Source organism: Paenibacillus sp. S-38 (genome assembly GCF_049942825.1).
Lineage (GTDB): Bacteria > Bacillota > Bacilli > Paenibacillales > NBRC-103111 > Paenibacillus_G.
The window spans coordinates 1,304,981-1,318,711 of sequence record NZ_CP187970.1 but is presented as its reverse complement, the minus strand read 5'-3'; the positions used below and the strand labels follow the sequence as shown (position 1 = coordinate 1,318,711).

The 13,731-nt window shown below is 57.8% G+C and carries 14 protein-coding genes; 3 read left to right on the top strand and 11 right to left on the bottom strand.

The genetic code is table 11. From position 1 onward, the window contains the following. Positions 1-100: 100 nt before the first annotated feature. Together ACP26L_RS06295 and ACP26L_RS06290 are read right to left on the bottom strand one after the other, a co-directional pair. Positions 101-1,243 (bottom strand): transglutaminase domain-containing protein, encoded by a 1,143-nt coding sequence (locus ACP26L_RS06295; RefSeq protein ID WP_426451695.1) that lies wholly within the window; start codon positions 1,241-1,243, stop codon positions 101-103. 72 nt (positions 1,244-1,315) lie between these two features. Next, a complete protein-coding gene (locus ACP26L_RS06290) occupies positions 1,316-1,750 on the bottom strand; it encodes a hypothetical protein (RefSeq protein WP_426451693.1) in 435 nt (144 codons plus the stop codon). 247 nt (positions 1,751-1,997) lie between these two features. On the opposite strand from ACP26L_RS06290, the gene ACP26L_RS06285 reads away from it, so the two are divergent. From ACP26L_RS06285 to ACP26L_RS06275, 3 genes are all read left to right on the top strand, one after another. Beyond that, on the top strand, positions 1,998-3,164 hold the full coding sequence (locus tag ACP26L_RS06285; RefSeq protein WP_426454837.1) for an MFS transporter: 1,167 nt from the start codon (positions 1,998-2,000) through the stop codon (positions 3,162-3,164). Positions 3,165-3,641: 477 nt separating this feature from the next. Further along, positions 3,642-5,207 (top strand): S-layer homology domain-containing protein, encoded by a 1,566-nt coding sequence (locus ACP26L_RS06280; protein ID WP_426451692.1) that lies wholly within the window; start codon positions 3,642-3,644, stop codon positions 5,205-5,207. A 218-nt stretch (positions 5,208-5,425) separates the two neighbouring features. Then, the gene (locus tag ACP26L_RS06275; protein WP_426451690.1) at positions 5,426-5,785 is read left to right on the top strand and encodes a toprim domain-containing protein; all 360 of its coding nucleotides are present in this window, start codon (positions 5,426-5,428) and stop codon (positions 5,783-5,785) included. Positions 5,786-5,788: 3 nt separating this feature from the next. Here ACP26L_RS06275 and ACP26L_RS06270 read toward each other — a convergent pair whose 3' ends face one another. From ACP26L_RS06270 to ACP26L_RS06230, 9 genes are all read right to left on the bottom strand, one after another. After that, complete coding sequence (locus tag ACP26L_RS06270; protein WP_426451688.1) at positions 5,789-6,715, bottom strand: AEC family transporter; 927 nt, start codon at positions 6,713-6,715, stop codon at positions 5,789-5,791. A 63-nt stretch (positions 6,716-6,778) separates the two neighbouring features. Continuing rightward, the gene (locus ACP26L_RS06265; protein ID WP_426451686.1) at positions 6,779-7,384 is read right to left on the bottom strand and encodes an SCO family protein; all 606 of its coding nucleotides are present in this window, start codon (positions 7,382-7,384) and stop codon (positions 6,779-6,781) included. Positions 7,385-7,476: 92 nt separating this feature from the next. Then, positions 7,477-8,424 (bottom strand): heme o synthase, encoded by a 948-nt coding sequence (gene cyoE, locus ACP26L_RS06260; RefSeq protein ID WP_426451685.1) that lies wholly within the window; start codon positions 8,422-8,424, stop codon positions 7,477-7,479. A 265-nt stretch (positions 8,425-8,689) separates the two neighbouring features. Next, positions 8,690-9,535 carry an urease accessory protein UreD gene (locus tag ACP26L_RS06255; RefSeq protein ID WP_426451684.1) on the bottom strand — a complete coding sequence of 282 codons (846 nt, stop codon included), beginning with the start codon at positions 9,533-9,535 and terminating at the stop codon, positions 8,690-8,692. Next, positions 9,528-10,190: an urease accessory protein UreG gene (gene ureG / locus ACP26L_RS06250; protein WP_426451683.1), complete on the bottom strand. Its 663-nt coding sequence runs from the start codon at positions 10,188-10,190 to the stop codon at positions 9,528-9,530. Before ureG ends, ACP26L_RS06255 begins: the two co-directional genes overlap by 8 nt. Positions 10,191-10,258: 68 nt before the next feature. Continuing rightward, positions 10,259-10,960: an urease accessory protein UreF gene (locus tag ACP26L_RS06245; protein WP_426451682.1), complete on the bottom strand. Its 702-nt coding sequence runs from the start codon at positions 10,958-10,960 to the stop codon at positions 10,259-10,261. Positions 10,961-10,995: 35 nt separating this feature from the next. Then, complete coding sequence (ureC, locus tag ACP26L_RS06240; protein ID WP_426454836.1) at positions 10,996-12,720, bottom strand: urease subunit alpha; 1,725 nt, start codon at positions 12,718-12,720, stop codon at positions 10,996-10,998. A gap of 9 nt (positions 12,721-12,729) precedes the next feature. After that, positions 12,730-13,095 (bottom strand): urease subunit beta, encoded by a 366-nt coding sequence (locus ACP26L_RS06235; RefSeq protein WP_426451681.1) that lies wholly within the window; start codon positions 13,093-13,095, stop codon positions 12,730-12,732. 72 nt (positions 13,096-13,167) lie between these two features. Continuing rightward, on the bottom strand, positions 13,168-13,506 hold the full coding sequence (locus tag ACP26L_RS06230) for an urease subunit gamma (RefSeq protein WP_426451679.1): 339 nt from the start codon (positions 13,504-13,506) through the stop codon (positions 13,168-13,170). Positions 13,507-13,731: the final 225 nt, after the last annotated feature.

Here is a 13,731-nt window from a genome sequence, read left to right as displayed (position 1 = left end):
AAGACCCGGAGGAGAGCCCATCTTGGCTCCTTCCAGGCCTGACTGCCCCGGTAACCGGGTCACCACGATCCGTTCCTTACACTTCAGCTTATACTTCATCTTACACTTCCTTGATATGCGTCTCCTGGAAGTTCGGCGGATTGAACCAGTTGCCGCCCGAAGCCACCCAGGTGGAATCCAGCGGTACCCACCGCTTCTTCTCCGCGAGATATACCTCGTTCCAGGCATGCGGCCCGTATCCGCCTCTCCCGTCGTAGCCGAGGCCGGTAACCACCTTGACATCGAGCCCGATGGAGCGCGCCATGACCGCATAGAGCCGCGAGAAGTCGATACACACGCCCTGCCTGGTGGCGAAGGTCTCTTCCGGCGTCTGCTCCTTCCAGATCCGCTGCTCTTCGTAGAGCCGCACCTTCTCCCAATCGTATTTCACCCGGGTTCCGACCCATTGATAGAGCAGCTTCGCCTTCTCCTCATCGTCTCCGCCCTTCGCCGCGACCTCCTTGGCCGCCTCGGCGATACTGCCGGGGATATGGGCGTCCACCACCTCGTACTTGCGCTGCAGGATATCCGCGAATTCCTGCTCGACCTGCCGGGTGAACACCGGAAGACGCTGCTCGATGAAGTCCCCGGTAACCGGGCGGATCACTTCCGTCGCCCCCTTCCGGTACAGCTCCGAAGCGCCGATATACGAGGTCAGCCCATTCTGCGGCAGCAGCGTCGTGAGAATAAAGAGCAGCGCTATGATCATCAGGCTGCGGCCCGCTCCGGTTACGGCGCCGATCACTCCGCCGACCAGCGAGCTCAGGAAGGAGGGCGAAGTCCGCTGCCCCGCCGCCGGGGCCGACAGCCAGCCGTCCACGAACGGATCAATGAGACGATAGAGCAGCTGCTTAATGAGGCCGTAACCGATAACAAAGAGGATCGCAAAGCGCAGGAGCGAAAAATCCCGCAACCCGGTTACTGCCGTATAGTACAGCTGCTCCCAGAAGCCCAGCTCCTCGGACGGAATAGCCAGGCCCAGAGACACCAGACGCTCCTGTACCTGCGGGGACGCCCACTCGGTCAGCTCCCAGGAGAGGAAGAGCCCGAGCAGCGTGGCCGCTCCTTCGGTTACCATGAGCGCGAGCCGCTTGGCGGAGGAAGTCGCACCGCGAAGCAGTCCCTGCAGCACCGAGATGCCGAAGACCACGGAGATCAGCACCGTTACCAGATTGAGCCCGCTCACATAGCTCCATATGTCCATCTGTCTCCTCCTCCCTCCGTCTTGGGCCGCCTTGCGAATATATCGTTCATGGGCACAGCTCCGGCTGGAAGCTTACCCCGCCGTTCCCGATTTGGCCTGTTCGATGAACCGCTTCAGCACATCATCCACCTTCAGGGTGAAGGTCTGGTTCATGAAGGTCACCTGCACGTCGCTCGCCCCCGGCTTGCCGTCGATCCTCACGCTCTTGGTTTTGACCGTAAAGGTGCCATCCGGATTCTGCGTATACTTCGCTTCCTTCGCCTCGTCGGTGACCGTCTTCAGCGCCTGGTTCTTCACATCGGCGGCCACCTTGGTGCCGAGTGCGGATCCATACTCCAGCAGCTGATCCTTATAGCTCGCTCCATAGAAATAGACGGCGGCCACAATCCCGAGAATGATAACCCACTTGATAACTGTTTTTACCAGTTTGATCACTAGAAACAGTATGACCAGCGCGCCTGCGATGACATACCAGCGCTGCGCCAAGAACTCCGTTAAGAACTCCACGTTCGATTCTCTCCCTTATTCGTCTTCTTTCCTGACCCTCATCCACGCTTACTCATCATACAACAGCCTCCAGGGACTCTTCATTACTTTTTTTTGGAAGAGAATAAAGGTCCTTTCAAGTAAAACGTGTAAAAGCGAGTACGGTTTCAGCTCCGCCAAATCCTTGTACTTTGTACTAACAGCCCCCTCCCCCACGTAAGATGGAGAAGGACTCCTAACGGACAACCAATGATGCGAGGTGATTCAGGTGAAAACAGCCGTATGGCTCTATTTGTTCATGTTCGTCGCGTTCTTCGATCTCCACGCCCAATACCCGATCCTCTCCCCCTTCGCCATCTCACTCGGCGCGGCGCCATCCTTTATCGGACTGATCCTCGGCGTCTATTCGATCACTCATATCCCAGGGAACCTCCTGGCCGGGTACGGGGTCGACAAATACGGCAGCAAGCCCTTCATCGTCTTCAGTCTCATAATTGCCGGTCTCGTGCTGCTCGCCCAGTCGAAGGTAACCGACCCTTGGGATCTGCTCTACATCCGCTCCGTCAGCGGCTTCGTGCTTGCGTTCCTGTCGCCCGCTTGTCTCTCGCTCTTGGCCAAGCTCGCCTCGGATCAGGTGCAGCAGGGCAAGCTCATGGCCGGCAACGGCATGGTCCACACCATTGCTTCCGTGCTCAGCCCGGCGGCCGGCGCTTACCTCGTCGCCCAGTTCGGCTTCGAGCGTTCGTTCACCTTCCTCGGCTGTGGACTTATCGCTACCGGTCTGCTTGCTTGGTTCGGCGTGAAGGAGAGCCAGTACAAGAAGGCGGCCGCCGAGCTGTTTCCGTCCCCGCTGTCTGAGCATGGCAGCCCACAGACGCCGAATGCCGGAAGTGCCGGGGATTCGTCCGTTCCCTGGCTGTTCTTTACCATGCCGCTCTCGATCTCCTGCTCCCAGGGCATCCTCTTCTTCGAGCTGCCGCTGATGAAAGAGACCCACGGCTCCATCCTCACCTCCGGTGTCTTCTTCTCGCTCGTCAGCCTGGGGGCGCTTGTAACGCTCAGCATGCTGTTCCTGAGCCGAATTCCGCCGCTGATCAGAGTCTCCTACGGCTCGCTCGCGCTCGCCATCATTTTCTTCGGGATGTCGGTCAAATGGCCCCTGCCGATGTACGCCTCCCTGATCCTGATCGGGATGGCCAAAGGGGTGATCTTCCCGGCCATCGCCTCGCTGCTGGCCGCTTCGACCACTTCACAGCGCTATGGCCGCCTCTTCTCGCTGCTATCCATCTCCTACTCCATCGGCGCTTTCATCGGCCCCATGCTCGCCGGCCATCTGCGTACCCATGTCTCCTCCTACTTCCTGGCCTTCCTCTGCCTAATGTTTGCCCTTTCCCTGCTCCCTCTGCGTGCCACCCGCCGTCCCGTACAGGCCTGAAGTCGGCTGACCAAGCTTCGGTGAGGAGCGGGCTTCGAATGGGAACGTAAATCCAAAGGACGGACAGCCCCATTTTGACAAAAAGCTCATCCCTGCAAGTCCATTCCGTACCTCTCCAAGGCCGTCCGATTTCCGGACGGTCTTCTTCTGCGCTCCTCCCGCCGAATTGGTACCTATTCCCTATTTATGTAGGACCAAGGCCTTTTTGGTCTCCACTTCTGCAACCTTTAATTATGGACCTGCGTTAGGTAACCGAGGTGTTTCGTACTGGACGAGCTTGGGTAATACCCCTAAGACTGCCTCAATAACGCAGGGCAAACATGGCAGGACGGACATAAACTAGCGTGTCCAGTCGAAGTCATCTAACAGAAGATTATGGAAAAGAAGGAGGTGAAAAAGCATTTGTCCAGGAAATTTGTTCCTCGCACCAAAGATTCTTCTTCATTATTTGTAAACCAGAATAGGAGTGAAACCCGAATGAAGCCTGCTGTTCTTCAGAAGACAGCGCAAGTCACTGTTCTCATGCTGATCATCTCCGTACTGCTCCCGGTGCTCGCCTTTGGATCGGGATTCAGCAGCGGAACGACCTACAAGAAAGGCACGGTCACCGGCCAAGTCTACCTCGATGTGTATAACAGCGTCTATCCGAGCGTCTATGCATACTCGCCGGAAGGCTCTCTGTTGGATGTCGCTGACGTTACATACAGCAGCAAAGACGTTAACGGCGCTGTATACTTCAAATTCACTTCGGATGTGGGAACCTACAACTATGTGAAATTGAAGTTTAACGACCCCAACAACGTGAACAGCTCGGTATACCAAACGGTCTACCGTTCTAAGAACAGTCCTGGCGGCGGCGGCGGCCCATCGGGCGGCAGTGCATCCGGTGCGGGTGAGATCTCCGCGAACTCCGACGGCTCCGTGAACGCCGACCAGCTGATCAGCTCGCTGAACCTGTATGACACGGTAACGATCAACATCACAGGCGACTTCGCACTGATCCCTGCCAAGGCACTTGTGGGCTTCACTTCCGGTAACAAAACCATCATCGTGAAGAACGCGAACGGCTCCTATGTGCTGCCGGTCAAAGTTCTGAACGTGAAGGACCTGGCTTCCCAGCTGTCCGCAACAACGGACGATGTGAACGTGAAGGTAACGGTTGCCAAGGCAAGCCAGGCGATCGCGGACAGCGTGGCTTCTTCGGCCAAAGCCCTGGGCGGTGAAGTCGTTGCAGGCGCAGTAGACTTCAACCTGACGGCCGTAGGCAAAAACAATGCTTCCGTTGCCGTAAACCTCGGCGGTACTTATGTATCCCGCTACCTCCCGCTGCCTGCTTCCGTAGACTCGGATTCGGCAACAGGCGTACTGATCGACACAACGACGAACAAGCTTTCCTTCGTTCCGACGGTATTCAGCTCCACCTATGCCGACCTGAAGCGCAACGGCAACAGCGTGTACGCGGTGATTAAGCTTGACAAGAGCTTCAGTGACGTTAGCGGCCACTGGGCACAGAACAACATCGAACTGCTGGCGAACAAACTGGTTGTCGATGGCGTAACCGACACCTCTTTCGAGCCTGAGCGCAGCATTACGCGCGCCGAATTCGCAGCACTGGTTGTCCGTTCCCTCGGTCTTACGCCGATGACCGGCAGCTCTTCCTTCAGCGATGTGGAATCCTCCGACTGGTTCTCCAGCACGGTGAACTCCGCAGTCTACGCTAAGATCATCGACGGCTATGAAGACGGCACGTTCCGTCCGAACGCTACGATCAACCGCGAAGAACTCGCAGCTATGGTTGTCCGTGCGCTGAACTATGCAGGCGCTAAGCCGGCGGTAACAGCATCCGAACAGTCCACCCTGCTCGCGAAATTCTCCGACTCCGATGAAATCGTCTGGGCGGAAGCGGAAGTGGCGACAGCGATCAAATCCGGTATTGTCGACGGCCTGACCGACGACACGCTGGGTGCCCGTGACACGGCTACCCGTGCACAGGCAGCTACGATGCTGAAGCGTCTGCTGACTACAGCGAAATTCATCAACTAGAACGCAGATGCCGGCATACTGCCGGCACTGCCGCTGCAAACATAAAGACCTGACATTCGTGTCAGGTCTTTTCCTTTTCGCTGCAGGACAGCCGGTAAAGCGCTTACCAACATTCGACATTTCCTGGGAAATGCGGTTCGCATGAGAATTGGGCATAGGCCGGGAATGGGGTTATACTACTTTATATCAGCTTACTTGAAGCCCAAAGGGGGATCTCCATGTCCATTGCACTCATTGTGGAAGGAAAGAATGACAAGAGCCGGCTCCGCCGTCTGCTGACCGACGATATTCTGATTCTCTGCACGTACGGCTCCCTGAACACCACCCGGCTTGAGGAGCTGAAGAAGAAGGTCGGGGAACGCGAGGTGTTCCTCTTCACCGACAACGATTCCTCCGGCAAGAAGATCCGCGGCATTCTCCGCGATACCTTCCCGGATGCGGAGCAGATCTATACGCGGCGCGGCTATGCCGGTGTGGAGGGCACACCGGATGAGTACCTGATTCAGCAGCTCGAAAAGGCCGGCCTCGAAGAATACATCGTATATCCTCCGGTGCTGCCGACCTTTGAGAAATTCTAAATTCTAGGAAATAAATTTCATGAGATAAATGACGAGCGTGACCGTAAAGATGCTGAAGATCGTGGATGAGAACACGACCTGGGACGAGAACTCCGGCTCGTTATCGTACTCTACGGCTATCAGCACGGAGCTGAGCGAGGTCGGTACCGCACAGGAGAGCACAAGCGCCTGAGCCATAACCCCCTCAATGCCGAGCAGCAGCACTACCGCGAAGCCTACGGCAGGACCGACACAGAGGCGAAGCAGATTCGACAGCATGACATCCGAGAAATTGAGCTGCCACTTCATGCTCCCCAGCTGCACGCCAAGCGTGACAAGAGCGGTTGCGACGAAGGCATCCGATACATAATTGATCGGGGCGTAGATCGGCCCCGGTACCGGAATGTCGAAGCCTTTCATGAAGAAAGCGATCGGGATGATATAGATGACCGGCAGCGTGAGGATCGTACGCATCGTCGCCTTCATATCGTTCTTCTTGGATGCGTTGACCGCATAGATGCCGTAGGTATTCGGCAGAAGACTCTGCATCATCATGATGATGATCTGGATCGAGAGCGTGAACGCATCGCCGACGAACACCAGCTGATTCAGCGGAATCGCGTAGTTGGCGCTGTTGTAAAAGATGACGCTGTTGCGCATGGCCGGCACCATACCGCCCCGATAGCCGCGAATCCGGATGACGAGCTCCACCAGCAGATACATCGCGGCGAAATAAACGAAGAAAAACAGCAGCGTCTGTCCCAGCAGGTTCAGCGACAGCTGGGATTCATAGAGCATTTTGAACACCAGCGCCGGCGAGAACAAATAGAAATTCAGCTTCGACAGCGTCTTGATGTCGAGCTTGAATGCCCGGTAGAGCACAATACCCACGACGATCATGATCGTCAGCGGGATGACGTTGTTCAGCAGGATATGAACCAAATAAGTCATATGCGGGCCTCCAGGTTGGTATGTTCTTCATGCTGCATGCGGGTGACCCGCCGATTCCGAGCTCTAGTCTTTGGAGATTTGGATGAGATCCTTGGCCACTTGCTCGATGTCGAGGTCCTCGGCATCCCCCTTGTAATACGTGCGGATCTGCCCCTTGGCATCCACAAGCAGCCACAGGTTGGAGTGCGTGAAGGTCCCGTCCTTCGGATTCTTCACGACGAGAACCTCGTACTGCTTCGCCAGGTCGATAACATACTTCTCATCGCCGCGCAGGAAGTACCAGCCGCTGTAGTCCGGCTGGAACCGGCCCGCGAACTCCTTGAGCCTCTCCCGCGTGTCATTCGTCGGATCGAACGAGATCGACATGATCGCCGTTTTGGTTCCGAAGACGCCTTTCTCCTTGAGTACGTTCTGTACCTTCGAGAGATTGTAGGTCGTCGGCGGGCAGACGTCCGGGCAGGTAGAATAGAAGAAATACACCAATCTCGCTTTGCCCTGCGTCCCCGAGAGCGTGACCTCCTGCCCGTCCAGGTTCTCCAGCTTGAAATCGGCCGCCGGCTTGATGACATCGATCTTCTTCTGGTTCCCCTGAACCAGCATGTACCCCAGGGTACCGATCAGCCCTAGCAGCAGGATGATCACTACGATACGAAATGCGCTGTTCTGCATCTGCTTTTTACATCCCTTCTTCAAAAAATAAATCCCAGGGACTAGGCCTTGGGATTATGACTCTATATGAAACTGAAGCACGGTATCCTCTCTCAGCCGAGGGGGCCGCCTGCCGTGCAAACGATCATGATGATGAACAAAAGCATGAGATAGTTGACCGAGTAGATGAACATTTTCTTGGCCCACAGCACTTCGTCTTCCCCCTGGAGCTTGTATCCCTTCAGGCAGAGGAACGCCCAGTACAAGCCCATGGCGGCCGCGGCGAAGAAATAATACACGTTCACATACTGATATACATACAGCAGCATGGACACTGGAACAAGCAGAACGATGTAGCGGATCATGCTCATCTTCGTCACGTAGGTGCCCCGGACTACCGGCAGCAGCGGAAAACCGGCCGCACGGTACTCTTCCATCCGGCGGATGCCCAATGCCCAGAAGTGCGGAGGCTGCCACAGGAACATGATCCCGAACAGGATCCATGCGCCGGCATCCAGCTCCGGCGTTACCGCACAGTAGCCGATCATCGGAGGCACCGCTCCGGAGAAGCTGCCCATGAAGGTGCTCCATACGGAAGTGCGTTTAAACCAGGCCGTATAAATCCACACATAGAGGAACAGGCCAATCAATCCGAGCAGCGCCGAGATCGGGTTGGCCCCGAACCACAGGGTGGCCAGTCCCAGCACGCCGAGGATAAACCCGTACCATAGTACGGTTTGCGGTGAAATGGCACCGGTCACCAGCGCCCGCTTCTGCGTCCGCTCCATCTTGTTGTCCATATCGCGGTCAAGATAGTTATTCAGCACGCAGCCGGAGGCCATGACGAGCACCGTTCCGAGCAGCGCAAATATCATCGTCACCCAATCGATCTTCCAAGCCGACGCCACCCAGAACCCGCCGAACGCGGTCATCGAGTTGGAGAATAAGATCCCTGGCTTGGCAAGCTGTACGAAGTCCCTCCAGCCGGCCGAGGTGCCTGCCGCAGGATCTGCAGCGGCTGCCGTCTCGATCCCCAGTTCGAGGCTAGCTTGATCCTTCAATTCGTGTTACCTCCTTGTGTGAAGCTTCCATCTTCATTTCTATCTCCATGTAAGTATGTCGGAATAGTTCAGCTTCCTTTTCGTGCACATCCCCTTAATAATATCAACCAGGGGAACGTTTGACAACAAAGATGGGGGGTGTTCAAAATATTGTCGATATGTCGGGTTTACAAAGAAAACCGCCCGGCTGTCCGGACGGTCTGATCGTATGACCCTACTTTTGTTCGGGGTGGGGTACTGCAGCTGCAGCTATACATGAGTCCGCTCACTTCGGCACCCGAAGTGGATCGAGCCCGAAGACGACGCGGCGGAGAAACCCCCACGCGCAATCGAGCAGCTCCTGCATCTCGTATACCCGCCGCCCCAGCACCTGCACCGCAAGGCCGTGCTTATAGGTCAGGGAGCTGCCGAAGTACAGCCCGGGCGCATCCGAGAACCGCTCCTCCAGAAGGAGGCGCAGTTCTTCGGCATGGCGGGCCTCGAGCCGGTCCGAGAACAAATTCAAGTTCCCGAAGTGCGTGTGCCCATCCCACCGGGAGACCGATACCGGAGCCGTCCCCCGCGGCTCCACCCGCATCCGGCCGCTGAACACCAGCTCCCCGCCGTAATGCACCGTCATCCGGTTGGCATACCGCTCATACTGGAAGGATTCACCCCGGTGCAGACGGCCTGGACAGACGATCTCGCTCAGGAACAGCGCGGAGCCCGGTTCCATCCTGACGCTGGTCTCGGCGTCGAGGGCGGCCTCGGCATAGAGCATCAACGGCTCCGGCATGTACTCGACATAGCTGCCGGTCTCGAGCGTGAGCCGCTGGACCTGGGTGCTCGGCCGCCAAGCTTCGTCCGGCGCCGTGCGGGAAGGGTGCACCTTCGTATAGGACTGGTTGGTGATGAAGGCGCGGGCCCCCTCCGCAAAACGCCACTGCAGCTCGTAGGTATCCCCTGCCATCATCCCCGGCGAAGCATCCATGACGTATACCCCCAGCAGGTCATCGGGGAAGGGGAAGGTCTTGGCGATCTTCAGCGGATACGATTGGGCATGGGAGAGCAGCTGCGTGGCTCCGCCCGCCCGCGAGAGTGCGGCGTCGACGGAGCCTGTGACCTTAGGCATGGCTGTATTCGTGCTCCACCCAGCGTACGATGTCATCCAGTCCCTGGCCATCGAACAGGTTGGAGAACACGTACGGCTTGCTGCCCCTCATCTTCACCGTATCTTCTTCCATGACCTTCAGGGAAGCGCCGACGTGCGGAGCCAGATCGATCTTGTTGATGATGAGCATGTCGGAACGCATGATGCCCGGTCCTCCCTTGCGGGGAATCTTCTCCCCCTGCGCCACATCGATAATATAGATGAAGCGGTCCACGAGCTCGGGGCTGAACGCCGCCGCGAGGTTGTCGCCGCCGCTTTCGATGAAGATGATGTCCAGGTTGCTGAAGCGGCCTTCGAGCTCTTCGATCGCTTCAAAGTTCATCGAAGCGTCCTCGCGGATGGCCGTATGCGGGCAGCCGCCGGTCTCCACGCCGATAATCCGGTCCGCCGGAAGCGCTTCGGAGCGGATGAGGATATTCGCATCTTCCTTCGTGTAGATATCGTTGGTGATCACCGCGATGCTGTACTTGCCGGTCAGCTTGCGGGCAAGGCGCTCCACCAGCGCGGTCTTGCCTGAGCCGACCGGGCCCCCGATCCCAATGCGCATCGGGCGCTCCTGCCGGCGTCCTTCCGGAGTTTCCCAACCGTGGTGATGATGATTGCTGCCTTGGCACATAGTAAACCCTCCTAAGAATCCCTATTTTTAATATGTAAGTAAATTAATCAAGTTGATTCCAACCACCGTCAGGACATGAACAACCGCGAATACAGCCCCTCATGCCGCATCATGGCAATCTCCGCTTGGGGACTGCTCGCATAACCGTCCTCAAGCGGATCGAGCTCAGCTGCCCCCTGCCAGGCGGCAGAGATGGAAGGAAGCAGGGCGGCCAGCAGCCGCTGCCCTTCCGTCTGCCCCAGCGACATCAGCCGCAGCCCGCTGTTGATGCAGGTCATCGTGCAGGTGTAGAGGTACCCTTCGGCCGCCTGGGTCAGCGGTACGCCCAGCCCATAGGAGAGCCAGCTGTGAATAAGCGGGTGCGTGCCGATGCATTCGCGCCTGGCCAGTGCGCCGGCCAGGGGCTCCCAGCCGAGGTCCGGGTACACGGACCTCGCGAGCTGGTACAGCCTCCGGCCCATCTTGGCCACCCCTTCGCGCGTCTCGCTCGCCGCACGCTGCACATGCTGCGTGCAGTCCACCCGCCACAGTTCCTCCCAGCGCTGCTCGGGAGCATACCGGTAGACGGCCTTGACCGCCAGCGCATCGACCGGAGCCCAGCTGTGGAGCAGCATTGCTTCAATATATTCCCGAAGCTGCTCCGGCCGCTCGAGCCGTCCTTCCTGCACGAGCGTCTCGAGGCCGAACGAGTGCGAGAAGCCGCCGATGGGGAGCGCCGAATCCAGAAGCTGCGTATAGGCCAGCCAGGAGAAGCCTTCGTGATGCCTCATGCCTCCGCCTCCTCTGTCTCCATGATCTTCTTCCATTAGAATAAAAAGTAACGCTGCGCCATCGGCAGCACGTCGGCGGGCTCACAGGTAACCGGCTTCCCGTCCACCTTCACTTCATAGGTTTCGGGGTTCACCTCGATCGACGGGGTTTCTCCGTTATGGATCATATCCTTCTTCGTGACGCTCCGGCAGCCTTTCACCGGCTCGATCCGCTTCTGCAGGCCGAGCTCCAGGTGGACTCCCTTGTCGTAAGCCGCCTGCGACACGAAGGTAATGCAGTGGTTCAGCGCGCGGCCGAAAGCACCGAACATCGGGCGGCCGAATACCGGCTGCGGCGTAGGGATGGAGGCGTTCGGATCGCCCATCTGGGCGAACGCGATGATCCCGCCCTTGAGCACCATGTCGGGCTTGACGCCGAAGAAGGCCGGGGTCCATACGACGAGGTCAGCCAGCTTGCCAACCTCGACAGAGCCCACTAGGTGGGACACCCCATGGGTGATCGCCGGGTTGATCGTATATTTGGCCACATACCGTTTGATCCGGTAGTTGTCGTTGTCCGTGTGTGCCGCTTCCGGGCTTTCGTCCGGAGCCGGCAGGTAACCGCGCTGCTTCTTCATCTTGTCCGCCGTCTGCCACGTCCTCGTGATCACTTCGCCCACCCGGCCCATCGCCTGGGAGTCCGAAGAGATCATGGAGAACACGCCGAGATCGTGCAGAATGTCTTCCGCGGCGATCGTCTCCGGGCGGATCCGCGAATCCGCGAAGGCGACGTCCTCCGGAATTCGGCTGTCGAGATGATGGCAGACCATCAGCATGTCGAGATGCTCTTCGACCGTATTAACCGTATAGGGACGCGTCGGATTCGTCGAGGAAGGAAGCACATTGAGCTCCGAAGCAATGCGGATAATGTCCGGCGCATGCCCGCCTCCGGCTCCCTCCGTATGGTAGGTATGAATCGTCCGGCCGCCGATCGCCCGGATCGTATCTTCCACGAAGCCGGATTCGTTCAGCGTGTCCGTATGGATCGCCACCTGCACATCGTACTTGTCGGCTACCGCCAGGCAGGTGTCGATCGCCGCCGGCGTCGTCCCCCAGTCTTCGTGGAGCTTCAGGCCGATCGCCCCCGCTTCCACCTGCTCCTCGAGCGGGCCCGGGAACGCGGCATTCCCCTTGCCGGTGAAGCCGAGATTCATCGGGAACGCTTCGGCCGCCTCCAGCATGCGGCGCATGTGCCAGGCTCCCGGCGTGCAGGTCGTCGCGCTCGTCCCGGCTGCAGGTCCCGTACCGCCGCCGATCATCGTGGTGACCCCCGAAGAGAGCGCCGTCTCGATCTGCTGCGGACATATATAATGGATATGCGAGTCGATGCCGCCGGCCGTTATGATCTTGCCTTCCCCGGCAATGACTTCCGTCGAAGCGCCGACCACCATGTTCGGATCCACGCCGTCCATAATATCGGGATTGCCCGCCTTGCCGATCCCGACGATCACCCCGTCCTTGATGCCGATATCCGCCTTGATGATTCCGCTGTGGTCGATAATGACCGCGTTGGTGATCAGAGTGTCGATCACACCCTGGTCCCGGGTATGCCGGCTGGATTGGCCCATCCCGTCCCGGATGACCTTGCCTCCGCCGAATTTGCACTCATCCCCGTAGACGGTGCGGTCTTCCTCGATCTCCGCCCACAGCTCGGTATCGGCAAGACGGACAGCGTCCCCCGTCGTCGGTCCGAAAGTGAGGGCATAGGCCTTGCGGTCCATGTGTGCCACCTACATACCCTCCTCCCATTCGGTCAGCCGGATGCGGACCGGCTCACTGAGCTGCCCCCGGCGCACCCTGCCTTTGGAGAGGTTGTTGAGGCCATAGGACAGCCGGTCCCCTCCAAGCTCCACCAGCTTCACCGGCTTCTCCTCGCCCGGCTCAAAGCGGACGGCCGTTCCTGCCGGGATGTCGAGTCGCATGCCGAACGAGGACTCCCGGTCGAACTGCAGGGCACGATTCGTTTCAAAAAAATGATAATGTGATCCTACCTGAATCGGACGGTCCCCCGTATTCACAATGACGAGATCCGATTTCTCCTTGCCAGCGTTCAGTTCAATGCTGCCTGCCTTTACCCGGAATTCTCCTGGAATCATAAAAGACCGCTCCCTTCCTGCGCCGGGATTTCCCCGGAATATGTAGTAATGTCACTTAAACTTACATAAAGTTTATTCTATAGAAGATGGGCTGCCTGCCGCGGCTCCCGCACGGATCGGCTGGTGCACCGTGACAAGCTTCGTTCCGTCGGGAAATGTCGCCTCCACCTGCACTTCATGAATCATCTCCGGCACGCCTTCCATCACCTGCTCGGCAGTAAGCACCGTCGTACCAAAGTGCATCAGCTCCGCCACCGTCTGGCCGTCGCGGGCCCCTTCCATAATCTCCGAGGTGATCAGCGCCACACTCTCCGGATAGTTGAGCTTCACGCCCCGCGCCAGCCGGCGGCGGGCAAGATCGGCGGCCACCGTAATCAACAGCTTTTCCTTCTCCCTCTCTGTCAGGTACATGTCAGACCTCCGTTTTCACGCTTCATTCTTTAGGAAGACCCTGCTCTCAAACACGAATATTCACGTTTCTGTATCCCTATTATATTCGCGATTCCCGATGTTGTAAACCTTTTATGTAATTTTTTATTACATGCATAAACGAATATAATCCGTATTTATCCCGTATTTTGGTAATTTGTCACACCGACATTTCAATAAGAACAGCAAAAAAACATAATTAACGAA

Excerpts from the sequence above, each read along its gene's own strand:
- ACP26L_RS06295 (WP_426451695.1), bottom strand. The coding sequence starts at position 1,243 with ATGGACATATGGAGCTATGTGAGCGGGCTCAATCTGGTAACGGTGCTG.
- ACP26L_RS06280 (WP_426451692.1), top strand. The coding sequence starts at position 3,642 with ATGAAGCCTGCTGTTCTTCAGAAGACAGCGCAAGTCACTGTTCTCATG.
- ACP26L_RS06275 (WP_426451690.1), top strand. The coding sequence starts at position 5,426 with ATGTCCATTGCACTCATTGTGGAAGGAAAGAATGACAAGAGCCGGCTC.
- ACP26L_RS06270 (WP_426451688.1), bottom strand. The coding sequence starts at position 6,715 with ATGACTTATTTGGTTCATATCCTGCTGAACAACGTCATCCCGCTGACG.
- ACP26L_RS06265 (WP_426451686.1), bottom strand. The coding sequence starts at position 7,384 with ATGCAGAACAGCGCATTTCGTATCGTAGTGATCATCCTGCTGCTAGGG.
- ACP26L_RS06255 (WP_426451684.1), bottom strand. The coding sequence starts at position 9,535 with ATGCCTAAGGTCACAGGCTCCGTCGACGCCGCACTCTCGCGGGCGGGC.
- ureG (WP_426451683.1), bottom strand. The coding sequence starts at position 10,190 with ATGTGCCAAGGCAGCAATCATCATCACCACGGTTGGGAAACTCCGGAA.
- ACP26L_RS06245 (WP_426451682.1), bottom strand. The coding sequence starts at position 10,960 with ATGAGGCATCACGAAGGCTTCTCCTGGCTGGCCTATACGCAGCTTCTG.
- ureC (WP_426454836.1), bottom strand. The coding sequence starts at position 12,720 with ATGGACCGCAAGGCCTATGCCCTCACTTTCGGACCGACGACGGGGGAC.
- ACP26L_RS06235 (WP_426451681.1), bottom strand. The coding sequence starts at position 13,095 with ATGATTCCAGGAGAATTCCGGGTAAAGGCAGGCAGCATTGAACTGAAC.
- ACP26L_RS06230 (WP_426451679.1), bottom strand. The coding sequence starts at position 13,506 with ATGTACCTGACAGAGAGGGAGAAGGAAAAGCTGTTGATTACGGTGGCC.